The following is a 22,252-nucleotide window of genomic DNA, read 5'->3' on the forward strand; positions in this document are numbered from 1 at the left end:
ATGAAAAACGAAAAATGGGATGATGTTCACGGAAATACCACCCCGGATGACAGAATGGTTGCTTTTCTGGAAAGCCCCACGGATTCCTATGCGATTCTTCAGCTGCGGGAAGATGTAGACGATAATATCCCGCTCATGTTTGCAAATTACAGCTACCTTCAGAAGAAAGAAATGGAGCCTGAGATTGACCGTTACGAGGTGGTCTATCATGGCTCCATTTCTATGTCCGAGGATGTGAATCGGCAGCTGGAAGATTTGTATGTAAAGTTCAATATTGACCACCCGGATGATTTCCGTGGTCACAGTATGTCGGTCAGCGACATCGTAGCCTTAAAGGTAGTCGGTGAGGTATCCTTTCACTATGTAGATTCTGTTGGGTTTCAGAAGCTGGAAAACTTTATGAAGTCCGAAAACTACCTGAAAAACGCAGAGATGGCAATGGAAGATGATTATGGGATGATTGACGGTATCATCAATAACGGAAAAGCGTCCGGATTAGAGGAACGTCCTTCGGTGTTGGAGCAGTTAAAGGAAAAGCCCGTGCCGGATGTTTCCCATAAGCCGCCCAAGAGCCACCCGGAAAGGGAGATTGAATGATGGATTTCACACAGGATGAGCGGAACATGATGATGCTTTACAGCCCTGGCACAAGGTCAGGGCTGTGTGAAGCACTGACACTGATGAAGGAACAGCTTTCGGAGGACGAGTCAGAGCTTTTTGCTTTGGCAGACTCGGTTCTCCGTAAAGTTTCAGCCATGGACGATGCCGCCTTTGAGAAGCTGAACCTTTATCCGGATTGATAGGATTGGAGGGATACAATGAACGCAAAAGAGCGATTTTATTCCGGATTAGCAAAAGAAACGATTGGGAAAATCACCTCGAACACAGATAACTGGACTTCGTTTTTGAGAACGATGTCCCGCAACTATGAGTTCACCTATCCGGAACAGGTGATGATTTATGCTCAGCGCCCCAATGCGACCTTTTGCAAGCCCTATGAGGACTGGAACGCTGAAAATTACCGCAGATATGTAAAGCGTGGCTCTACCGGCATTGCTCTGTTTGTGATGAACAGGGATAAACCGTATCTGCGCTATGTGTTTGATGTGGCGGATACCGGCGTTCGCCGTTCTTCCCCGGAACTGAAACCGTGGGAGGTGACGCCTGAAAACCGCTCCTATGTCATGGAAGCGATGGAGCGTACCTTCGGTGTTGCCGCTGACGGGGTACTGGAAGCACAGCTTGAAGATATTGCATCCGCACTGGCGGCTGAGTATTGGGACGATTACAAAAAGCAGTTCCTCGACATCGTTGCCAACAGCTTCCTTGAGGAGTATGATGAACTCAACATCGAAGTAGCTTTCAAAAATGCGGTGGCAAACAGCGTATCCTATACGATGTATTGCCGGTTCGTGGAAAGTCCCGACAACTACTTCGAGCATGAGGATTTCCAGAAGGTGTTTGATTTTAACACCAGACAGACGGTAAATGCCCTTGGTACTGCGGTGAATGCCATCAGCACAAGGATGTTTCAGGAAATCGAAAAAGCGATTGGAGAACATGAGCAGATTAAAGCTACCGAAAGGAGTACAGATTATGAGCGAGATGACTTACAGACAGGCCGGAGATTATCAGATTCCGAACCTTCAGTTGGAGAACGAGGGAGAGAAACCTCTGGGCAAGTACGGCAGGATGCGTCGAGCATTTTTGGAACAGAACAATCCGATGCTCCTGAACGACATGATTCTGACGGAGAGCCTGTTCCCGCACCTGTGGGAGATCGAGGAAACAGCGAAAGCCAGAGTGGAGTTTCTGATGGAGCAGTACCTGAAGGACAGCCCCGCACCGGACAAGGAAACGCAGCAGATGGCGTGGGTGCAGCACATGAACAGCCTGAAAGCACAGGCGGAGGAAGTCGTGATGACGGAGCTTATCAACAGCTGAGTCTGAACCTTTTCCTCTCCGAAAATGAACAAATCAGTTTTATCGACCGAGCAGAGAGCTTTACGCCCTCTGCTTTTTCTTTTGCCCAGGAAGAAATCGACCACTTCCTTCTGCTTGGTAGCAATACCGATGAAGCCCGAAAAGTCGTAGCGCTGGAATATATGAAGCAGAAGCCGTTGGAAGAAATCGTTCAGACCTTAAAGCAGGTCTATCACGGCGGCTATGGTCTGAAAGAAGATAGCGGGAATATCTGTGCGTGGTATGCCGAGGACGGTATCCACCTTGCCAAAGGTTCCTCTGCCATTGACAGCCCCAGAGCGCAGATCGTTTCTTGGGAAACGGTTGCCGAGCGCATTGGAGAACTGCTTGAAAATGGTCGGTTCGCAACTAATGTGGAACTGGTAGAAGCATCCGGATATGAGCGTCAGAAGTTGGCAGAATCCCTGTGGCATCTTTATCACGATTTGAGTGAAGAAGCCCGTTCCAGCAACTATCTGGCAATTCTTCATCAGGAACCGTTTCGTGGTTTCCCTGACGAAACCGCAGACTTGGCTGAAAAGTTGGATGACCCTCGTTTCCACGCAACCTTGGTACAGCAGTATTCGGAATTTAGAAAAACCCTTGCGGAAAATCCCGATCTGCTTCGTTTTCACTATCACAAGCTGAATCTCATTCAGAAACAGCTGTATGAGTTGAATATGCCTTTGCGTGAGTATCAGACCGATATGATGCAGATGCCCCTTGTCCGCCAGTTCATTACGGATGATGAAGTCAATGCAGACTTGACCCGTGGAAGCGGCTTTTCCGGTGGTAAAGCCCGTATTTATAACTACTGGCAGGAGAATCATTCTGCCAAGGAAAAGATGGACTTCCTGAAGCATGAATACGGAACCGGTGGTCATTCCCATGCCTGCTCTGGTGCAACGCACAGCGGTCAGGATCACGATGCCAAGGGTGTTGCTTACACCAAGAGCGGTTGCGATAAATTGCAGATGTCCTGGGCGCAGGTGGTGCAGAGAATCGACGGTCTGATACGAAAGGGACGCTACCTCAGCCCGGAGGAAGAAGCGGAACGACAGGCTATCGAAGAAGCTAAAACTGATCCGTTGGAAGATGTTTATGACCGTTTCGCAGTGATTGATACCGAGGATGGCGAGTATGCGATCTGGGATAATCAGACCGATGACTACTATGTAGACCCGGAAGGCGTTACGGAATACTTCACGGACGAATGGCTTGCCAATGACTATTTGGAGGAAGTTCGTCAGTCCGTAGCTGCGATGGAGTCGGTTCAGCCAGAAGCGCCTGTGGCAGAGCCTGCCGAAGTTGTGGAAGCATCTGCTTCCGAGGAACCGAAATGGAATTATCAGGTCGGTGACACGGTATATCTGGACGATACAGCTTTCCGTGTGGAGCAGATCACGGACAGAGAAGTTCAGCTGCGTGACCCTACGCTTGCTTATCCCATCTTCCGTGCCGAGAATCGTGAGAATTTCGAGCGTATGCTCTCTCAGGACGAAAGAAACCATGCGGTAAGGGTTGATGCCCAAACCGAAGAAAAGCCCGTTACAGAGGATTTTCTGGGCAAAACCGAACCGAGGGACTACACCCCTGAGTATCAGCTGTTAGACCGTCTGCGTATGGACTGCGAATACTTCCTTGGTGCAGGACAGCACAGCGAAAAGCATCTGTGGGCAGGCAACCGCCATGCACAGATTGCCAAGATGCGTGAGCTGTATGAAATGATTCCCGACAAACCAGAATGGCTGACACCTGAGATGATTAACAGCTACGAGGAGCGCATGGCTCCCCGCTATCTGGTTGCCGCCTACCATCACTTTGAAAACGGCTTCGATGATAAACTGGACTACTACACTCTGGAAGAAGCGGAAAAAGCTGCCCAGGGCTATGTGGACGGAACCATGGAGGATGACGGATTCAAGTACGATGGTGCTGCCGTTTACGATCAGCAGGAGCATAAGTGCATCCGTATCTATGGGGACTACCCTGACGAAAAGGCACACGCACAGGTCAGAGCCAGTGCGGAACCCGAACAGCAGGAACCGGAACACTTCATCGATCATTTTTATGTTGCCGAGGACATTCAGAAGCGGGGTGCGCTGGACATCAAGGAATACAGTTCCTTTGATGATGCCCTGCGAGCCTACTATGCACTTCCTGACACGCAGAGAAAAGCCCTGGGTGCAATGAATACCAGAGATCTGCCGGGTAGTCTGGACTTCGTACAGTGCGTAGATGGAAAGGACACCATCATTCAGGATTATGCCCAGGTGGACGGATGGCAGAATGCCGAAGTCATGGACATTATCGCTCAGCTTGAGCAGTCCATCACCACCAGAGAAATCCCACCTGTTCCTGCGGTGAACTTCCACATCACGGATGACAACATCGGTGAAGGTGGACCGAAGCAGAAATTCGCAAGAAACATCGCAGCCATTGAAACTCTGTTCAAACTGGAAAGCGAGAACAGGAACGCCACTACCGAAGAACAGGAGATTTTGTCGAATTATGTCGGTTGGGGCGGTCTGGCAGATGCCTTTGACCCGGACAAGGGAAATTGGGCGAAGGAGTATCAGACACTGAAAAACCTGCTTTCCGAAGATGAATATGCTGCGGCAAGAGCTTCCACCCTGAACGCACATTACACCAGCCCTACGGTCATTCGCTCCATCTACGATGCGGTCGGACAGATGGGCTTTGAAACAGGAAATATTCTGGAGCCTGCTATGGGTATCGGCAACTTCTTTGGTATGCTCCCTCCTGAAATGCAGAGCAGCCGTTTGTATGGTGTGGAACTGGATTCCATCACCGGCAGAATTGCTCAGAAGCTCTATCCCAACGCAGAAATCAAAGTAGCCGGTTTTGAAACGACAGACCGCCGAGACTTTTACGATCTGGCTGTGGGTAATGTCCCTTTCGGCAACTACAAAGTGTCCGACAAGCCGTATGACAAGCTGGGATTCTCCATTCACAACTATTTCTTTGCCAAGGCTTTGGATCAGGTTCGTCCCGGTGGTGTGGTCGCTTTTGTGACAAGCCGTTACACCATGGATTCCAAGAACTCTGACGCAAGGCGATATATGGCGCAGAGGGCGGAACTGCTTGGTGCAATCCGTCTGCCAAACGATGCCTTTAAGAAAAACGCAGGCACGGAAGTCGTGTCCGACATCCTGTTCCTGCAAAAGCGTGACCATCCGATTGACATTGTACCGGAATGGGTAAACCTTGACCGCACCGAAGAAGGACACACCATGAACAGCTACTTTGTCGCTCATCCTGAAATGGTTCTGGGCGATACGGTGGAAGAAAGTACCGCCTACGGCATGGACATTACAGTGCGTCCCATTGAGGGCATGGAACTGTCCGAACTTCTGAAAGAAGCAGTTTCCCACATCCAAGGAACCTATCAGGCTGTGGAGCTTCCCGAAGCTGACAAGGGTAAGGAAATCGAAACCATTCCTGCAACCCCGGATGTAAAGAATTTCTCTTATACCGTGGTGGATGGCAATGTGTACTTCCGTGAAAACTCCCTGATGCGCCGTGTAGACCTGAATGAGAAAGCAAAAGACCGTGTGATGGGCATGGTGGAACTTCGTGGTATCGTCAACGAGCTGATCGAATATCAGCTTGAGGATTACCCGGATGAAATGATTACTCAGAAACAGGCAGAACTGAATGATGCCTACGATGCGTTTGCCGCAAAGAACGGGCTTATCAATAATCGAGCCAATGGTCAGGCATTTGCTGACGATTCCTCCTACTATCTCCTGTGTTCTCTGGAAAATGTGGATGAGGACGGCAATCTGAAAAGCAAGGCGGATATGTTCACCAAGCGAACCATCAAGCCGGAACGCAGAGTGACGAGCGTGGATACGCCGTCCGAAGCTCTGGCAATCTCTATCGGTGAGCGTGGCAAGGTGGATTTGCCGTTTATGGCACAGCTGCTTGGAACACCTGGAGAATACGATGCGATTCAGGCAGAGCTTCGAGGGGTGATCTTCAAAGACCCGATGGCTCCCGATGCTGTGGAAGTTGGATGGCAGACTGCCGATGATTACCTTTCCGGTGATGTAAGAAGCAAGCTGCGTGTCGCACAGATGGCGGCAGACAGGGATTCTTCCTTCCACATCAATGTGGAAGCCTTGCAGAAAGCACAGCCGAAGGACTTGGATGCGTCCGAGATTGATGTGCGTTTGGGTGCAACATGGATTGATGCCGATTATATTCAGCAGTTCATGGAGGAAACCTTTGAAACGCCGTATTACTTGCGCCGTTCCATTGAGGTCAAGTTCTCCGAGCTGACCGCAGAGTGGCGCATCAACGGTAAGAGTTCTCCCAACTACAACGATGTGGCGGCGTATGTCACCTACGGTACAGAGCGAGCCAACGCATATCGGATTCTGGAGGAAACGCTGAATCTGAAGGATATTCGTATCTATGATACGATTGAAGATGCAGATGGTAAGCAGAAGCGTGTCCTCAATAAAAAAGAAACTACCCTGGCACAGCAGAAACAGCAGGCAATCAAGGATGCGTTCCGAGATTGGATTTGGAGAGATCCGCACAGACGAGAAACCCTTTCCACCAAGTACAACGAACTTTTTAACTCCACCAGACCTCGTGAGTATGATGGCTCTCATATCCGTTTCGGCGGCATGAACCCGGATATTACCCTCCGTGAACACCAGAGAAATGCTATCGCTCATGTGCTATATGGTGGAAATACGCTGCTTGCACACGAAGTTGGTGCGGGCAAGACCTTCGAGATGGCTGCATCGGCTATGGAGAGTAAACGGCTTGGATTGAGCCAGAAATCCCTGTTCGTTGTGCCGAATCACTTGACCTTACAGTGGGCAAACGAGTTCCTGCACCTCTATCCGAGTGCCAAGCTCCTTGTTGCCACCAAGAAGGATTTTGAAACAGCAAACCGTAAGAAGTTCTGCGCTCGTATCGCAACGGGTGACTATGATGCAGTCATCATCGGTCACAGCCAGTTTGAAAAAATCCCGCTTTCTGCCGAACGACAGGAACGGCAGCTGCGGGAGCAGATTGATGAGATCGAGGGTGCGATTGCGGAGCTGAAATGGCAGCGTGGCGAAAACTTCACGATCAAGCAGATGGAGAAAACACGAAAATCATTGGAAGCCAGACTGGACAAGCTCCTTGCCGCTGACAAGAAAGATGATGTCATTACCTTTGAGCAGTTGGGTGTAGACCGGCTGTTTGTGGACGAAAGCCATGCGTTCAAGAATTTGTTCCTCTACACAAAAATGCGAAATGTGGCAGGTCTGTCCACCTCCGAAGCCCAGAAATCTTCGGATATGTTTATGAAGTGCCGCTATATGGATGAGCTGACCGGCGGGCGTGGTGTGATCTTTGCAACCGGTACTCCAGTAAGTAACTCGATGACCGAGCTTTATACGGTCATGCGCTATCTCCAGTACAGTACGCTCCAGCAAAAGAACCTGACCCATTTTGATTCCTGGGCATCGACCTTCGGAGAAACAACAACTGCGATTGAGCTTGCACCGGAGGGAACCGGCTATCGTGCCAGAACCCGATTTGCGAAGTTCTTCAACCTGCCTGAACTGATGAATATGTTCAAGGAGGTTGCCGACATCAAGACCTCTGACCAGTTGCATCTCCCTGTTCCCGAAGCAAAGTTTGAAACGGTTGTGGTTCAGCCCTCTGAGTACCAGAAGGATATGGTGGCTTCCCTTTCAGAGAGAGCAGCAGATGTTCATGCCGGTATTGTAGACCCGTCCGTCGATAATATGCTCAAGATTACCAGCGACGGACGAAAATTGGGACTGGATCAGCGGCTAATGAACACCCTGTTACCCGATGACCCTGACAGCAAGCTCAATGCCTGCGTGGGAAATATCCTGCGTATCTGGCAGGACGGTCAGGCTGACAAATTGACCCAGTTGGTGTTCTGCGACCTTAGCACACCGAAAAATGATGGAACCTTCAATGTCTATGATGATGTCAAAACCAAGCTGATTGCAAACGGTGTGCCTGCGGAAGAAGTTGCCTTTATCCATGATGCAGATACCGAGGCAAAGAAAAAAGACCTCTTTGCCAAGGTTCGTACCGGGCAGGTGCGAGTGCTTCTTGGCAGTACGCAAAAGATGGGTGCAGGAACCAACGTCCAGGACAAATTGGTGGCAGTTCACCACTTGGATGTGGGTTGGCGTCCGTCTGATATGACCCAGAGAAACGGTCGTATCATCCGTCAGGGCAACCGGAACAAAGAGGTTCAGGTGTATCAGTATGTGACCGAGGGAACCTTCGATGCCTACCTGTATCAGACCTTGGAAAACAAGCAGAAGTTTATTTCTCAGATTATGACCTCCAAATCACCGGTTCGCTCCTGTGACGATGTGGATGAGCAGGCGCTGTCCTATGCGGAGATCAAGGCGCTGTGTGCCGGCAATCCGCTTATCAAGGAAAAGATGGACTTGGACATTGATGTGGCAAGGCTGAAGGTGCTGAAAGCTGACCACCAGAGCCAGCAGTACCGTATGGAAGATAAGCTTCTGAAATACTTCCCGGCTGAGATTGAAAAGCAGACAGGCTATATTCATGGCTTTGAAGCTGATATTAAAACCGTGGAAGCACACCCGCAGATTGCCGATGGCTTTTGCGGCATGGAAATCATGGGCAAAGCCTACACCGAAAAGGCAGATGCCGGTGAAATCCTCCTTGCGGCTTGTAAGGACACGAAAAGTGCCGATCCGGTTCCTCTTGGCAGTTACCGTGGCTTTCAGATGGAGCTTTCGTTTGACAGTTTCCGGAACGAGTTCGATGTGACCCTGAAGGGCGCTGTGAGCCACAGAGTAGCCCTTGGAACGGACGCACGAGGAAATATCACCCGACTGGACAATGCCCTTGCAGGCATCCTTGAGCGCTTAGAACGAGCCAATGAGCAGTTGAATAATCTCTACAATCAGCAGGAAGCAGCCAAGGCGGAGGTTGGAAAACCGTTCCCGCAGGAAGCAGAGCTGACAGCCAAAAGTCAGCGACTGGCAGAACTGGATGCAGCCCTGAATATGGAGGACTCTGTGGAAAATCGTGACGAAAGAAGCGAGTCAGAGCGTCCTTCTGTGTTGGCTGATCTGAAATCCAAAGCGGAGCATATCCCGCCTGCAAAATACTCTGAAACCCGTGAGGAGGTGTTGTAATGGCAAAGCGAGATCAGGATGTTCATTTCCTTGCATCCAAGGAGGAGGTCGAGCGAATCCATGAGAAGATGGACGAGCTTGGCATCCGCAGCATGGGAGCCTATCTGCGGAAAATGGCTCTGGATGGTTACTGTATCAGACTGGATTTGCAGGATGTGAAAGCCCTGGTTTCGCTCCTGCGAATCTGCTCCAACAACCTGAACCAGTACGCAAAGCGAGCGAACGAAACAGGCAGCATCTATCGTGCTGACATTGAGGATTTGCAAAAACGGCTGGAGGAGATCTGGACGGACATGAGAGAAGTTCTTGTTCGCCTGTCCTCAATCCAGTAATCCGACAACTTGTTGGGAAGTCGCAGTTTCGGCTGCGGCTTTTACATAAGGGTTGACATCATTGCGTTATGGCAGATACCCTTGTACAATATAATTAAAAGAAAGGGGTTGAGCCTATGAAGCTGGTATTGAAGATATTGGCACTGCCGGTGCTGTTCGTTGTAAAAGTGATTTGCATTCTTGGAAATCTGCTTACAAATGTTGTGTCCTATGTAATTGGTTTATTGCTCTTGGTCATTGGCGGATCTGCGATTTACTGCATTGTAAAGGCTTTGTGGCAGTCCCTGCTTATTCTTGTGGTTCTTGGAATTGCGACAATAGCAGCGGTGTTCTTGCTCGTCTGGGCTGTTATGAAAGTCGAGAATATTGGAGAAAGTCTGGGAGCATTTATCAGGTCATAAGATAATATCAGAGAAAAGTCACCGACCGGTGGCTTTTTCTTTTTGGGAAGGAAGTGATGGGAATGGCAGCGACAAGATTGATTGCACTCCATGTGAATAAGGGAAAGACGGTCGCTCAATGTTTGGCAGACAGAACCGACTACTCACAAAATGCCGCAAAAACCAATGATGGCGAATTTATCAGTTCCTATGAGTGTGATCCAAAGACAGCAGATGAGGAATTTCTGCTTTCCAAACGGCAGTATCAGCATATTACCGGCAGACAGCAGAAGAACAATATCATCGCATACCAGATACGCCAGTCCTTTAAGCCGGGAGAAATCACCCCGGAAGAAGCGAACCAAGTCGGCTATGAAACAGCGATGCGATGGACAAAGGGAAAACACGCTTTCATCGTTGCGACCCACATCGACAAATCCCACATTCACAATCATATCATTTATAATTCGACCTCGCTGGATGCCACACGGAAATTCAAAAACTTCTTTCTTTCCGGTCTGGCGGTGCAAAGACTCAGTGATATGGTTTGCCTGGAACACGGGCTGTCCATTATTACACCGAAGCCGTATCGGGAGCGCCAGAAAAGAACTGTTTATCCCAAGAAGCGTACCCAGCGTGACGAATTATGTGATGCGATTGATGCGGTGCTGAAGCAGAAACCAAAGAGCTTTGATGGCTTTGTTCAGGCTCTGGCTGACATGGGATTTGAGTTCAAGGATGGAAAGCAGCCTGCGTTCAAGGGCGAGAATCAGAAGCGTTTCATTCGGCTGCGTTCCCTGGGCGAAGGATATAGCAAAGAGGAAATTCAAGCGGTTATCTCCGGCAAGAACCTGCACAAATCAAAAGGCGGCTCTGCCAAGGCTCCTGCCCCGAAGCAGTTCCAGATGCTGATTGATATTCAGGCAAAGATGGCCGAGGGCAAGACGGTCGGTTATGAAAAGTGGGCGAAGAAGTTCAACCGAAAAGAAGCTGCCCGAACGGTAATCCTACTGAAAGAAAAAGGCTTGGGCAACTACGACGATCTGACTGCTCATATTGAAAATCTGTCTGCCCGGTTCGATGCGCTTTCTGATTCTATCAAGGTCGCAGAGAAACGTATGGTTGAGGTTCAGGCGTTGCAGCAGCACATCAAAAATTATCGCAACACAAGGCAAATTTATATCGAGTACCGCAAGTCTGGATATAGCAAAAAATTCTTTGAAGAACACCGTCAGGAAATCACAATTCATAAAGCGGCGAAGCAAGCCTTTGATGAATTGCAGATTACAAAGCTCCCGTCCATGCAATCATTGTATGAGGAGTTTCATCAGCTGGCAGTCCAGAAAAAGCAGGACTACGCTGAGTACCGTCAGATCAGAAAAGAGAAAGAAGAACTGCTGATTGCCAAACGGACGGTTGAAACGATTTTGAATATCGACAGGCAGAAAGAGCAGGAAAAAGAGAAAGAGAAAGAGGAAAAGAAGAACTTCCGTTAAAGCAAAAAGCCACGGTCTGCACTCCCCAAAGGGTGCGGATCGTGGCTGCTTTTTTGCTTTTCGATTTCGGTGCTTTCAACCATGGGCAAATTTTTATTCTACTGTTCTTTGAGAAACGATTGAAAATCGTGTAGCCATCATCGGCAGATGATGTTCAAAGGGGATTGGGGATGCTTCCCCAACAAGCAAATTTGCGAAGATTGCACCGAAGGGAAAATCGAGAAAATGAGTGAACCTGTACAGGTTTACACTGCTTGCCAATTTGTGAGATTATGAATTTAGTATCGAGAATAGGGTACACCTAAATTTTGCAATGCTGCAACCCTATCATCGTTGCATGGATGAGTTGAGTATATTGCACTGAGAAAACCATCATGCGGAACATCTGAGATATGTTGGTCTAATACCGTCGCTAATTCAAGACCAAAACCAATTTTATAAGCAAATTCATCAGCCAGATACTCATTTTGTCTCATAGACCACATCAGAAAAAGCATACAGAACTTTACCCATAACCAAGAAAGTGCTGTTGATATTCCTGCGAAAACTGCGGTAATTATAAAATCAATATATCCCTTTTCTCCGATTTTTACAACGGCATTGTAGGACTTTCTATCTTTCGTTTTGATTCCTTTTACCAGGGTTTCTTTTCCCTCTAGTAATTCTTTTACATTTGTTTTGGTGAGTTTTTTCTTTCTAAAATGTTCAGCTAAAGTGAAGGTACATTCAGGATAATTTGAACAACCATAAAACGATTTTTTTAATACAATATTGTTGCCACACTTAGGACATTTTCCTACAAGGGGTCCCGAGCGCTTAGTGGGAATTTGTACCCCTTATCGATACAAATTCCCCGTAGGCGCTAGGGACCTCTTTAGCTCCTTGGAAGCTGTCAGTAGTATACCTAATAATTTATCTACATTCCCTTTAGTAACGTGTAACTTTCCAAATTTACAAAAGCGACTCATAGAATTATTTCCTCCCGTTAAATAATAGATAACTATTAAAAATAGACAATACTTGCTCATAAGTAACGGTACTTAAATTGTTTACTTTGGCGTGTTTCATTGCTTGATGAAACTGATTTTTAGTAAACAGTTGACGATATTCTCGATTGACCCATTTTGAAACAAAGTACGTATATAGCTTCCAATATTTATCTGGAACATCTGTGGTATGGCGGGTAAGTTTTATTAAGACACTGTTTACTTTTGGTTTAGGATGAAAGCATTCCGCTGGCAGCTTAAGCAATTGCTGAATCGAGACTTGAGTGTGCAAGAGCAACCCTAGTGTTCGGTGAATATCCAAGGTACGCTTGTAGAATCCTTCTTCAACAATCAGATAGATGTCAGACGCATGGCTTTCAAAAACCACTTTTTTAATAATTTGTGTGCTTAAATGGTAAGGAATACTCCCAACAATTTTATACCTCTGTTTGTTAGGGAATTGAAACTGTAGAATATCTTGGTGAATTAAAGTGACACGAGTATTCAGTTTTAATTTTTCTGACGATAAGTTGAATAGATGACTGTCTAATTCAATAGACGTTACCTGTTTACTTATTTTAGCCAGTTTCGTCGTTAAATGCCCTTTACCTGTTCCAATTTCGTAAACGGTATCGGTTTCTTTTAAATTCAATTGTTTTATTATTTGGTTGAGTACTTTTTCACTCGTTAAAAAGTTTTGAGAATATTTTATATTTTTGTTCATGTAATCACTCCTTCTTAATTACAAATTTTTAGCATCTAATTTAACTTCAATTCCTATTATACAAAATTTTAAGATACTGCACTATCAACACACTCTTAAGTTTGCTTCTAAGTCTTATTTCCATAACTTCTTTCATTTGGGAATAATTCAAGCTGGCGAATCATATAATGTGTACTTGGAATGTAATCAAAATAAAACAATAGTGCTAGATATAAACTCCATGGAATTGGGCGTGTCCGATTTTCGTAGGCACTATAAGTTTGTCGTGAAATACCAACAGCCGAAGCAATTTCTTCTTGTGATGCACCAACTTTTCCTCTGAGTGCGGGTAACTCAATCGCCAATTGAGTGGCCAAGTTCTCTTTCTCATCTTTACTAAAATTCCAAAACTGCTTATAAGCATCTCGCCCTACAAATTGAATCAATAAATCTCCTCCTGGGTATACTCTTTCGTAGAGTACATTACTCCACGAAAAAACACCGCCAAACACTGAAAACTCAGCATTATTTGACGGTGTTGACAATTTATTTGACGGCTAATAAATCAGAAAGCCGTTGCATATTTTCTCTTTTTAAATCCATGGATGGGTGTACATAGCGATTCATTGTAATATTCACGCTGGCATGACCCAATATTTCGCTGAGACTTTTTACATCGAATCCAAGCTCTATGCACCTTGTAGCAAATGTATGACGTAACGAGTGATAATTTGCGGAGGTGATTCCGCTGTTTTTCAATACCTTCTTAAAATGATTTTGCATGGTTCTTGGTTCTAATGGATTCTGATCGCTATTGGTTAGGATGTAGCCAGTAGAAGAAGCTTTGTGTGCTGTAAGAATAGTCATTAAGCCATGGGGTACTGGAATAGTACGGATGGAGCAAGCACTTTTTGGTGTGGTAACAACAATCCTTGTCTTGTATTCACTGTTGGTTCTATCTTGGATTCTCTGGAGCGTTTGATGCACGTGGATTGTGTAATCTGAGAATGAAACATCTTCCCATCGTAACGCACAAATTTCACCTACTCTGAGACCAGTGAATAAACATACTAATATACCAATATTGCAGGAATCAAGATTAGAATACAAGTATTGGCATAATTTTTCCTGTTCAGCACGACTCAAAACTCTCATTTCCTTCGTTTGACGTTTTATCTGTATAGATCGTGCGTCACAAGAAATGGCTTTCCCGTTTCGGGTGGCAAATTGTAAGACATTTCGAATTAGAGATAAAATATCTGAAACAGTTTTAGAGGAAAGTCCATTCTCCTTTAATCCACCAGAAACAAGGAAAAAATTACACTGCGTTTCAATAAACTCGTGTGTTATATCACGCAATTGTTTGCTTCCGAACACAGGAAGTATATACGAGCTGAGAAGATTCCTATATTTGTTGCTTGTAGATTCCTTCACTTTAGGACATATAGCTTGAAACCATTCCATAGCAACCTGTTCAAATTGATCTGAGCTAATTTCTGGATCGACAGTGACAGAATTACTCGTGCACGAACTTTGACTGATAAGTTTTGCCTTGACTTCTCGATATGACTTTGCATAAACATAACCGTAATTGGCTTTGCCTGTAGAAGATCGGGACTTAATGTATCTTCCTTCCCATCTGCCGTCTTTCCTTTTGTAAATATTTTCTCCTTTTCGTGCCATAAGGTACACCTCCTTCAATATGACTATAATTCTGACGGCAAATTGTGACTTTGGAACTTTCTAAGATGGATTTTTGTGCAAAACCTCGTGTTTTATGTCCCTAACATATTGACAAACAGTGCGACAATTTGTAAAATAAAGATATAAACTAAAAAAAACAGAGAAGAATGCGATTCGTGGAGTAATGTACTCTACGAATTTTTTATTTTAAAGAACCTCAAGATAGCTCATATTGTCGTCTTGGGGTTCTTTTCATTCTATCATTTAATGCAATCTGCCTATAAAATTTTATCATATTGCATTTATAAATGCAACTTGCACCCGATGTTGGTTGTTGAGATTTTTGGTACATTTTATAATGTATAGCAGAATCATACACAGCATGGAGGTGATTGAAACGCAACCGGAAATTGATTACGTTAAGATTGGTCAGCGCATTAGAGCTGCCCGACTGGAAAAGGGTTATAGTCAGGCTGATTTGGGTGCGTTGGTTGGTTGCTCGAACAATCATATGAGCCATGTTGAAGTTGGACAGACGAAAGTTTCTTTGGCAATGCTTCTAAAACTGGCATTCGTCTTGGAAAAGAACTTTGACTATTTTTTACTGGATACCCCATATGCAAAATGCGACAGCATCATTGATAATGAGATTGCTGCAAAACTGAAAAAGTGTAATGTAACAACATTGATAACCGTAGGAAAGTTGATTGATGTCTTGATTGACCAGCAAGAGATGATAAAAAAAGCGGAGCTTGATTGATATAATGAAAAAGAAGCCCATTGACGGTACAGAGTGAAACTGCTATGGGGTTCTTTTTTGCAGCACAATATACTGATTCTTTAAGAAGCAAAAAGTCCACCAGTCATGATGCACTACGCATCGTACTGGTGGACTTTTTCTGTAAAGATATAAAAATAGATATTCATATATCGCCATAACCAATGTCGTTATCGTAGGCATGAAGATCTTCTTTCAGGAAATCTGCTTTACGAATATACATCGAATTTACCAGCTCTCCTTTTTCGTGGAGCAGGCTGAATTTGTAGTCTAATAATGCTGCCGGTACATAGAGCATTTTAGCCGTTTCAAAAAATGTGTGTTCCGAAAGGCATTCCAGGACTTTCCCATCTTCTAACAGAAGCTCCGCCGCAAAGAAGTTTGCTTCATTTTCTTCGATTGATCTATCATCAAAAACTTCCATTTCTTGAAAGCCGTGCATCATAGCGATTTTTGTATGCAGGACAGCGTGTCCTAATTCATGTGCGACTAATATACGCTCCAGGATACCGTTCACATTGTGATCTATCACGATATTCTTTTGTCTGGACTGGTAATAGAAGAAGCCCTTCAATTTCTTCTGTAAATCGTAATAGTGGATTTTGATACCTAACAGCTGACATAGCTCGTAAGGGTCTCTGGTGTGATATTTTCGCACAAGCTTATCGACAGTTTCAATGATATGCTCTGCCGTTTTCATTTGCTTCACCTCCGAATCGCACACAGAAAACATATTCTGTGCTTGAGGATTTTACTCTTTATCTTTATGCTTTCTGTATTTCTTCGGAGTGTACTTTTCCCGTGCTGTTTTCTTAGAGTCCATATAAACTGACATAATCGCCTGGAAGAATACATCTTTTGCGTCCTCGTCCAATTCTCCACCGGCAAACAGAGAATTTACACGACCCAACACTTCCTGAGCTTCTTTTGCTCCTTTTGAACCGAAGTTTTCCTTTGCCTCTAAAATAAACATATCCTGATCTATATGGCTCTGGCTATCCGTTTCAGATTCGTCCAAAAGATAGGACACAGAGATATGCAGTGCTTCAGCAAGTTTTCTGATGTTGCTTTTTCTGGGGAGTGTTCCGAGCTGCTCATAGGTGTAAAGGGATCTTTCGGAAATGCCGGTCATCTGGGCAAGCTCCGTTTGAGATAGGTTCATAGCCAAACGAGCTTCTTTAATTTTTTCTCCAAATGTCATGGTAGTATCCTTCCTTTCAAAAAATATTTATTCGTAACTTCCGATTATTTGTTGACAAACTTCTGGAAAATGCTATAATAAGAATCATAACAGAAGTTTTAATTCCACTTAATTATATATCGGAACTTTTATAAAGTCAAGAACTTCCGATTTCACTTCTGTTATTTTAATCAAATATCGGAAGTTATAGTCATTCTTGTCCCATGGTATTTGTTTCCCTTTAGCCAAGTGACAGGAGTTAGAAAGGAATTCTTATTTTATGGATTAGGCTGAAAGGAGATTCTGAATGAGCAGATATAATACACAGGTATTAAGCAGTATTCGAATGCTTTGCCGGATGCAGAACATTGACGAGAAGGTTCTGTATGAAAGAGCAAAGCTGATTTTATCCATATATCGAGAGGTGTGCTGGTCTACCATTGATCGTGCGAATGATGTATGTGATACCCTTATTTGTACTTACGGTGACAGCTTAGATGGTGCATTGATTTATCTGGAGAACTTTGCTCCGGATGAAGCGAGAGAACGATTTGAAGAACGCATTCGCAGCTTATTTGAGACAAAGTGGATCATTGAACTGGTAGATATGGCTATGTTGAAAATCAGAGAATATCCAGATAAAGGCGCTCTGTACTGTGAGATTATCTCAAAGGCATATCTCAACCGCTTCAAGTACAGGGAATCAGAAATGCTGGAGGTTTTGAATATGGAACGCAGCACCTACTATGACCGAAAGAAAGAAGCGATACTGTTATTTGGTCTGTCACTTTGGGGAACAGCCATTCCTAAATTGAAAGATTTCCTGGAAAGTGCCCGGGAGGAAGAAGCATTGTGTTATTGTGAATGCTAAGACAGGATTTTAGTCCGACTAAAATCCGATGAAAATACGACGGTTCCCCTACTGAAAGTCCGACTTGTCCAGTGTTAAAATGGCTATGCTGGGAGATAGCGGCATAAAATTGAATAGAGAGAGTTACGCCTCGTGCCTGTAATGGGTACGGGGCTTTTTTTATACCTGCCTATTTTCCCCCATAATTAACACAAAGGCATGAACGAGAGCTTGGAGTAATTTACTCCGGCTCTTTTTTTATGCCTGCAAGGAGGACAGGCAGATGGCAAAGGGTATTGAGAATCGGGCACGATCTCCTCCCGCTGTTTTTGATTTTGCAACTTCACAAATTCAAAAACACGGAGGAACGAAAATGTATTACGACTTGGTTGAAAGCGGAAAAAGAATTAAAGCCTTGAGAAAGGAACATGGGCTTACACAGGAACAGCTTGCGGAGCAGTTAGGTGTTGCCGCAAACACCATTGCACGAATTGAAACCGGCAACAGAGGTATCTCTATTGATTTGGCAATCGAACTGGTTGTGCGCTTTGAGACAACCCTTGATTACATATTTTTAGGTCGTGAATAACCTCAAAACTATACCTACGAGGCAATAAAAACTTGCATGAGGAACAGGTACAATTTAGATACAGCCAAAGAAAATCGGCTGCTTGATCCTTGAAAACTGAATACACAGTCATCGAATACGTTCCTGTTGCCGGTGCGAGAGCATCAGCCACATCAGCGGTACGCCGAGACGTATCGGATAGAGAAACAGAACGACTTTCTTCTATAAATTAAGCGCTTGTCTCTCTCCCGATGCCAGCGATCAATACTGGCTTGTAAATATTGGGTTGCTCCCAATACGGCCATGAAAGCAACAGGATTAAAGATACTTCTCTACGGAGCTGGCGGAGAACCCGGCAGAGGTTAGATTCCTATGGAACTGATTCGCAATCAGTCGTTCGGTGATTCCCTGAGGGCGTAAGCCCTCTTTCCCAGGGGTGCGTGGCAAATATGGGACACATAGACTTTTGGACTGACTGCCTGATTCCTTTCTGGCAGTCAGTTATTACATAGCCAACGAAAGGAGGTCATGGCACATGATGAAAGAAAATTGGGTATATTGCCGTGGTGATATTTATTGCGCCAAGCTGGACCCGGTAGTTGGGTCGGAACAAGGCGGCATCCGTCCGGTTATCGTCATTCAGAACGATACCGGTAATAAACACGCTCCCACATTGATTGTGGCAACGGTCACCACCAGAATCCATAAGAAAGCGAATATGCCGACGCACTTTGTTATTTACGACAATCCTGCATTCAAAGAAGCGTCCGTTGTTCAGCTGGAACAGATTCGTACCATTGATAAAAGCAGGATTGATAATTACTTAGGTAAGGTAACGCCCCGTGAAATGGTAGCGATTGAGAAAGCCTTATCTGTCAGCCTGGCAATGGAACAGCTGAAAAAGCGTTCCCCAAAACATAAAGCAAAGAGAGCGAAGGAGTGAACATAAATGTTTGAAGAAAGAATCGCTGCCATGAATCAGCGCACCGAAGAAGCGATGGCTGCTAACGCAGTTCAGTTTGATAAGAGAACCTATACGGTTGATGAGATTCAGGATATTCTGGGCATCAGCAGAACCAGCGCATACAACCTTGTGAAAAAGAAAGTTTTCCATAGCGTCCGCATCGGTGGCAGTATCAGAATCTCCAAAAAGAGTTTTGATGAGTGGTTGGATCATCAAATGTAAGATTTGTCAAGGGCGTCGTACAACCCGGCGACAAACTTCAAAACATATTGAGAGTTCGATAAAATGTAGCCATGACAAGAAACACATGGCTACATTTTTTACATAGGAGGTTGTACGATGGCGGAAATGAGAAAACGCACGAGTATGTCTGTTCTGGAAATGGGCAGGATGCTCGGTCTTGGTAAAACGGAGTCATACTGGCTCATTAAGAAGAATTACTTCAAAACCATTCTTGTCGGCAACACCATGAGGGTGATGATCGACAGCTTTGAAGAATGGTATGCCAATCAGTTCAAATACCAGAAGGTCGATGGAACCCCTCCCGGCGAGGAATTGAAGAAAACTACATATTCAATGGAGGAGCTTGGACAGCGCCTTGGGCTGAAAGAAGCGACTGCTTACGAACTGGTTGCCAAAGGGCATTTTGATGTGGTCGATGTCCTGGGCAAGCGCAGAGTGACAAAGGAGAGCTTTGAAAGATGGTATGCTTCTCAAACCGATTACCGCACGGTAGAGGATCAGGAACTGGATGCAGATATTATGGCATCCACCTACGGTCTGCCGGAAATGGCAAGAATGCTTGGGGTACATCGTCAGACCATTTACTATATCGTTGCCAATGAAGATTTTGAGCTTATCAAGGTTGGCAGGTATAAGCGAGCTACCAAAGAGAGCTTTGAAAAATGGTATCACAATCAGACCCGCTACCAGTTAGCGGAAGATAGACAGGAAAGGAGCTGATTACATGGCATCTATCGTTAAGAGAAAAAAGAAGTATTCTGTGGTTTATACATACACCGATGAGAACGGCAACAAGCGTCAGAAGTGGGAAACCTTTGAAACGAATGCCGAAGCAAAGAAAAGGAAGTTGCAGGTTGAATATGAGCAGGAGTCCGGAACCTTTATTCCCCCTTCTGCTAAAACCGTCAATGATCTTTTGGATGAGTATATGTCAATCTATGGTGTGAACACCTGGGCGATGTCTACCTATGAAAGCAGAAAGAGCCTGATTGCAAACTATATTCGTCCCCTCATCGGTGATATGAAGCTGGAGGATGTCACGCCGAGAATCATGGACAAGTATTACCGAGATTTGCTTTCTGTCAAAGCGGTTTCTTCTAAGTATGTAAAAGCCCGTACAGAATATCTGACTCCGCATACTGTCCGAGAGGTTCACAAGACATTGCGAAATGCTTTCAATCAAGCGGTCAAGTGGGAATTGATGACCAGAAACCCTGTGGAGCACGCTACGCTGCCGAAAGAAGAACACAAGACCAGGGATATCTGGACAGCAGAAGTGCTCCAGAAGGCTCTGGAAGCCTGTGACGATGATATTCTTCGTCTGGCTATTAACCTTGCCTTCTCCTGTTCCCTGCGAATGGGCGAGCTTCTGGGGCTTACCTGGGACTGTATTGACATTTCCCCCACCAGTATTGAACTTGGTCAGGCAAGCATCTTCGTTGAAAAGGAGTTGCAGAGAGTAAATCGTGAAGCGATGGCAGATCTGGACGGTAAGGACATCATGTTCAAGTTCCCACCGACCTTCGCCAGTACGCATACCGCATTGGTTCTCAAAACTCCTAAGACCAAAACAAGTGTCCGCAAGGTGTTCTTACCGAAAACCGTAGCGGAAATGTTGGTACAGCGAAAGGCTGACATCGAAGAACTGAAAGACCTTTTCGGTGACGAGTTCGTAGACTTCAATCTGGTTTTCTGTTCTTCCAATGGCAAGCCGATTGAGGGGCAGGTTATCAACCGTGCTTTCAATAAGCTGATTGAGGAGAAGGGACTGCCGAAAGTGGTTTTCCATAGTCTCCGACATTCCAGTATCACTTACAAGCTGAAGCTGAACGGCGGCGATATGAAATCCGTTCAAGGCGATTCCGGTCATGCACAGGTCAAGATGGTAGCGGATGTTTACTCCCATATCATCGACGATGACCGCAGACTGAACGCTGAAAGAATGGAAGCTGCGTTCTACTCAGGCAGACAGGCAACGCCTGAGCCGGTTCAACCAGCCGCAACGGAAAGCTCCGCTGATGATAAAGAACTTCTTCTGAAGCTTCTGCAAAATCCGGAAATGGCAGCACTCCTGAAGTCGCTGGCAAAAACATTATAGTAACTGCAAGGGCAGATCCTTTTACATAGCTACAATAGCTGTAAAAGGGTCTGCCCTTATTTTTTTGTTATGGAGGTCAACGAGTATGGATAGAATCTTTATGGACGAGTATTACGAGCATCTGAGAGCTGACAATATCGAGGCATTTTCCAAGGAAAGGAACGACGAATATGTTGGCAGAGCTGAGGAATACAAAGCAGCAAAGTCGGCATTGCTTGAAGGATTGGGACTTGAGCATTTGTTTGACCATAGCCATGAACTGACTCCGAAAGAGAAAGAAATATGGATGCTGTTCGATAGGGTTGATGTAGCAGAGCTTCTTGCAAGGGATGCTTTTGCCAAGGGTGCTTATATGCTCGGCGCTGAGGATAGAGAGATTATGCTGAAATAAAAAAAGACCTGCTTCGGCGGGTCTAAATTACATAGAATCATTGAGTCTGAAAAACCTTTGAAATTCTTAATAATTCTGGTTGAAAAATTCATTTTGAAATGATATATAAAACAGACTGAAATCTGTGTCTAAGGACACCCGCACCCTCACACGAGAATGAATAGGATTTCCTATCATTTCGCATCACGAGAAGTTACATAGTGACATTTACTTGCACTTGCAACGTCCACCAAAAATCGAAAGACTTGCTAATTTCGAGCCAATCGGACGGTGTAAAATCCCTCTGAATTAGCTATCACAGCGTAGTATCAGATGGGATTTGAAATGCTGAAAAACCTTGTATTTCCAAGCATTTTTAAGCATTAGATGCCACTTCCCGATGTCGTATCGGGTCTACTCCTAAGCGAGGGGTCGGAGGTTCAAATCCTCTTGGCGACGGGCTTCAAAGCGT

20 protein-coding genes are annotated in these 22,252 nt (G+C 45.3%); 14 read left to right on the forward strand and 6 right to left on the reverse strand.

Annotated elements, in window-relative coordinates; genetic code table 11:
• The 6 genes from G5B11_RS07555 (at position 1) to G5B11_RS07580 (ending at position 11,357) form a co-directional block, all read left to right on the forward strand.
• Positions 1-597 (forward strand): YodL domain-containing protein, encoded by a 597-nt coding sequence (locus G5B11_RS07555; RefSeq protein WP_002304389.1) that lies wholly within the window; start codon positions 1-3, stop codon positions 595-597.
• Positions 594-800, forward strand: a complete 207-nt coding sequence (locus G5B11_RS07560; protein ID WP_002578948.1) for a transposon-transfer assisting family protein — start codon at positions 594-596, stop codon at positions 798-800. Before G5B11_RS07555 ends, G5B11_RS07560 begins: the two co-directional genes overlap by 4 nt.
• A gap of 18 nt (positions 801-818) precedes the next feature.
• A complete protein-coding gene (locus tag G5B11_RS07565; RefSeq protein WP_002304391.1) occupies positions 819-9,149 on the forward strand; it encodes an LPD11 domain-containing protein in 8,331 nt (2,776 codons plus the stop codon).
• Positions 9,149-9,481 (forward strand): plasmid mobilization protein, encoded by a 333-nt coding sequence (locus G5B11_RS07570; RefSeq protein WP_002578947.1) that lies wholly within the window; start codon positions 9,149-9,151, stop codon positions 9,479-9,481. Before G5B11_RS07565 ends, G5B11_RS07570 begins: the two co-directional genes overlap by 1 nt.
• Before the next feature lie 116 nt (positions 9,482-9,597).
• Positions 9,598-9,882 (forward strand): hypothetical protein, encoded by a 285-nt coding sequence (locus G5B11_RS07575; protein ID WP_002578946.1) that lies wholly within the window; start codon positions 9,598-9,600, stop codon positions 9,880-9,882.
• 62 nt (positions 9,883-9,944) lie between these two features.
• Positions 9,945-11,357, forward strand: coding sequence for a relaxase/mobilization nuclease domain-containing protein (locus G5B11_RS07580; RefSeq protein ID WP_002578945.1), 1,413 nt, complete (start codon positions 9,945-9,947; stop codon positions 11,355-11,357).
• 278 nt (positions 11,358-11,635) lie between these two features.
• On the opposite strand, the gene G5B11_RS19835 is transcribed toward G5B11_RS07580, so the two are convergent.
• From G5B11_RS19835 to G5B11_RS07610, 4 genes are all read right to left on the reverse strand, one after another.
• Complete coding sequence (locus G5B11_RS19835; RefSeq protein ID WP_438802592.1) at positions 11,636-12,184, reverse strand: topoisomerase DNA-binding C4 zinc finger domain-containing protein; 549 nt, start codon at positions 12,182-12,184, stop codon at positions 11,636-11,638.
• A gap of 145 nt (positions 12,185-12,329) precedes the next feature.
• Positions 12,330-13,067, reverse strand: coding sequence for a 23S rRNA (adenine(2058)-N(6))-methyltransferase Erm(B) (gene erm(B) / locus G5B11_RS07595; protein ID WP_002292226.1), 738 nt, complete (start codon positions 13,065-13,067; stop codon positions 12,330-12,332).
• A gap of 107 nt (positions 13,068-13,174) precedes the next feature.
• Positions 13,175-13,558, reverse strand: coding sequence for a helix-turn-helix domain-containing protein (locus G5B11_RS07605; protein ID WP_099323097.1), 384 nt, complete (start codon positions 13,556-13,558; stop codon positions 13,175-13,177).
• A gap of 34 nt (positions 13,559-13,592) precedes the next feature.
• Positions 13,593-14,729, reverse strand: coding sequence for a tyrosine-type recombinase/integrase (locus tag G5B11_RS07610; RefSeq protein ID WP_002304408.1), 1,137 nt, complete (start codon positions 14,727-14,729; stop codon positions 13,593-13,595).
• Between the two features lie 382 nt (positions 14,730-15,111).
• Between G5B11_RS07610 and G5B11_RS07615 the strand changes: the two genes are divergently transcribed.
• Positions 15,112-15,489, forward strand: a complete 378-nt coding sequence (locus G5B11_RS07615; RefSeq protein ID WP_002578940.1) for a helix-turn-helix domain-containing protein — start codon at positions 15,112-15,114, stop codon at positions 15,487-15,489.
• Positions 15,490-15,652: 163 nt separating this feature from the next.
• On the opposite strand, the gene G5B11_RS07620 is transcribed toward G5B11_RS07615, so the two are convergent.
• Positions 15,653-16,207 carry an ImmA/IrrE family metallo-endopeptidase gene (locus G5B11_RS07620; RefSeq protein WP_002304410.1) on the reverse strand — a complete coding sequence of 185 codons (555 nt, stop codon included), beginning with the start codon at positions 16,205-16,207 and terminating at the stop codon, positions 15,653-15,655.
• Between the two features lie 51 nt (positions 16,208-16,258).
• Positions 16,259-16,708: a helix-turn-helix domain-containing protein gene (locus G5B11_RS07625; protein WP_002304411.1), complete on the reverse strand. Its 450-nt coding sequence runs from the start codon at positions 16,706-16,708 to the stop codon at positions 16,259-16,261.
• Positions 16,709-16,994: 286 nt separating this feature from the next.
• Here G5B11_RS07625 and G5B11_RS07630 point away from each other — a divergent pair, with 286 nt between their 5' ends.
• The 7 genes from G5B11_RS07630 (at position 16,995) to G5B11_RS07660 (ending at position 21,801) form a co-directional block, all read left to right on the forward strand.
• Complete coding sequence (locus G5B11_RS07630; RefSeq protein WP_002304412.1) at positions 16,995-17,558, forward strand: hypothetical protein; 564 nt, start codon at positions 16,995-16,997, stop codon at positions 17,556-17,558.
• A 262-nt stretch (positions 17,559-17,820) separates the two neighbouring features.
• Entirely contained in the window at positions 17,821-18,126 is a 306-nt protein-coding gene (locus G5B11_RS07635) for a helix-turn-helix transcriptional regulator (protein ID WP_002304413.1), read from the forward strand.
• A 514-nt stretch (positions 18,127-18,640) separates the two neighbouring features.
• Complete coding sequence (locus tag G5B11_RS07640; RefSeq protein WP_002578938.1) at positions 18,641-19,048, forward strand: type II toxin-antitoxin system PemK/MazF family toxin; 408 nt, start codon at positions 18,641-18,643, stop codon at positions 19,046-19,048.
• Positions 19,049-19,054: 6 nt separating this feature from the next.
• The gene (locus G5B11_RS07645) at positions 19,055-19,291 is read left to right on the forward strand and encodes a helix-turn-helix domain-containing protein (protein WP_002304418.1); all 237 of its coding nucleotides are present in this window, start codon (positions 19,055-19,057) and stop codon (positions 19,289-19,291) included.
• 117 nt (positions 19,292-19,408) lie between these two features.
• On the forward strand, positions 19,409-20,032 hold the full coding sequence (locus G5B11_RS07650) for a helix-turn-helix domain-containing protein (protein ID WP_002304420.1): 624 nt from the start codon (positions 19,409-19,411) through the stop codon (positions 20,030-20,032).
• Between the two features lie 4 nt (positions 20,033-20,036).
• Positions 20,037-21,410: a site-specific integrase gene (locus G5B11_RS07655; RefSeq protein WP_002304423.1), complete on the forward strand. Its 1,374-nt coding sequence runs from the start codon at positions 20,037-20,039 to the stop codon at positions 21,408-21,410.
• Positions 21,411-21,495: 85 nt separating this feature from the next.
• Positions 21,496-21,801, forward strand: coding sequence for a hypothetical protein (locus tag G5B11_RS07660; protein WP_002304425.1), 306 nt, complete (start codon positions 21,496-21,498; stop codon positions 21,799-21,801).
• Positions 21,802-22,252 lie beyond the last annotated feature (451 nt).

The organism is Blautia glucerasea (assembly GCF_013304385.1).
Lineage (GTDB): Bacteria > Bacillota > Clostridia > Lachnospirales > Lachnospiraceae > Blautia_A > Blautia_A ammoniilytica.

Bases quoted from the DNA above. Each gene is read 5' to 3' on its own strand.
- G5B11_RS07640 (WP_002578938.1), top strand. From the start codon at position 18,641: ATGATGAAAGAAAATTGGGTATATTGCCGTGGTGATATTTATTGCGCC.
- G5B11_RS07620 (WP_002304410.1), bottom strand. From the start codon at position 16,207: ATGAAAACGGCAGAGCATATCATTGAAACTGTCGATAAGCTTGTGCGA.
- G5B11_RS07560 (WP_002578948.1), top strand. From the start codon at position 594: ATGATGGATTTCACACAGGATGAGCGGAACATGATGATGCTTTACAGC.
- G5B11_RS07565 (WP_002304391.1), top strand. From the start codon at position 819: ATGAACGCAAAAGAGCGATTTTATTCCGGATTAGCAAAAGAAACGATT.
- G5B11_RS07645 (WP_002304418.1), top strand. From the start codon at position 19,055: ATGTTTGAAGAAAGAATCGCTGCCATGAATCAGCGCACCGAAGAAGCG.
- G5B11_RS07555 (WP_002304389.1), top strand. From the start codon at position 1: ATGAAAAACGAAAAATGGGATGATGTTCACGGAAATACCACCCCGGAT.
- G5B11_RS07610 (WP_002304408.1), bottom strand. From the start codon at position 14,729: ATGGCACGAAAAGGAGAAAATATTTACAAAAGGAAAGACGGCAGATGG.
- G5B11_RS07575 (WP_002578946.1), top strand. From the start codon at position 9,598: ATGAAGCTGGTATTGAAGATATTGGCACTGCCGGTGCTGTTCGTTGTA.
- G5B11_RS07650 (WP_002304420.1), top strand. From the start codon at position 19,409: ATGGCGGAAATGAGAAAACGCACGAGTATGTCTGTTCTGGAAATGGGC.
- G5B11_RS07625 (WP_002304411.1), bottom strand. From the start codon at position 16,708: ATGACATTTGGAGAAAAAATTAAAGAAGCTCGTTTGGCTATGAACCTA.
- G5B11_RS07660 (WP_002304425.1), top strand. From the start codon at position 21,496: ATGGATAGAATCTTTATGGACGAGTATTACGAGCATCTGAGAGCTGAC.
- G5B11_RS07570 (WP_002578947.1), top strand. From the start codon at position 9,149: ATGGCAAAGCGAGATCAGGATGTTCATTTCCTTGCATCCAAGGAGGAG.
- G5B11_RS07580 (WP_002578945.1), top strand. From the start codon at position 9,945: ATGGCAGCGACAAGATTGATTGCACTCCATGTGAATAAGGGAAAGACG.
- G5B11_RS07635 (WP_002304413.1), top strand. From the start codon at position 17,821: ATGGCAAAGGGTATTGAGAATCGGGCACGATCTCCTCCCGCTGTTTTT.
- G5B11_RS07615 (WP_002578940.1), top strand. From the start codon at position 15,112: ATGGAGGTGATTGAAACGCAACCGGAAATTGATTACGTTAAGATTGGT.
- G5B11_RS07630 (WP_002304412.1), top strand. From the start codon at position 16,995: ATGAGCAGATATAATACACAGGTATTAAGCAGTATTCGAATGCTTTGC.
- G5B11_RS07655 (WP_002304423.1), top strand. From the start codon at position 20,037: ATGGCATCTATCGTTAAGAGAAAAAAGAAGTATTCTGTGGTTTATACA.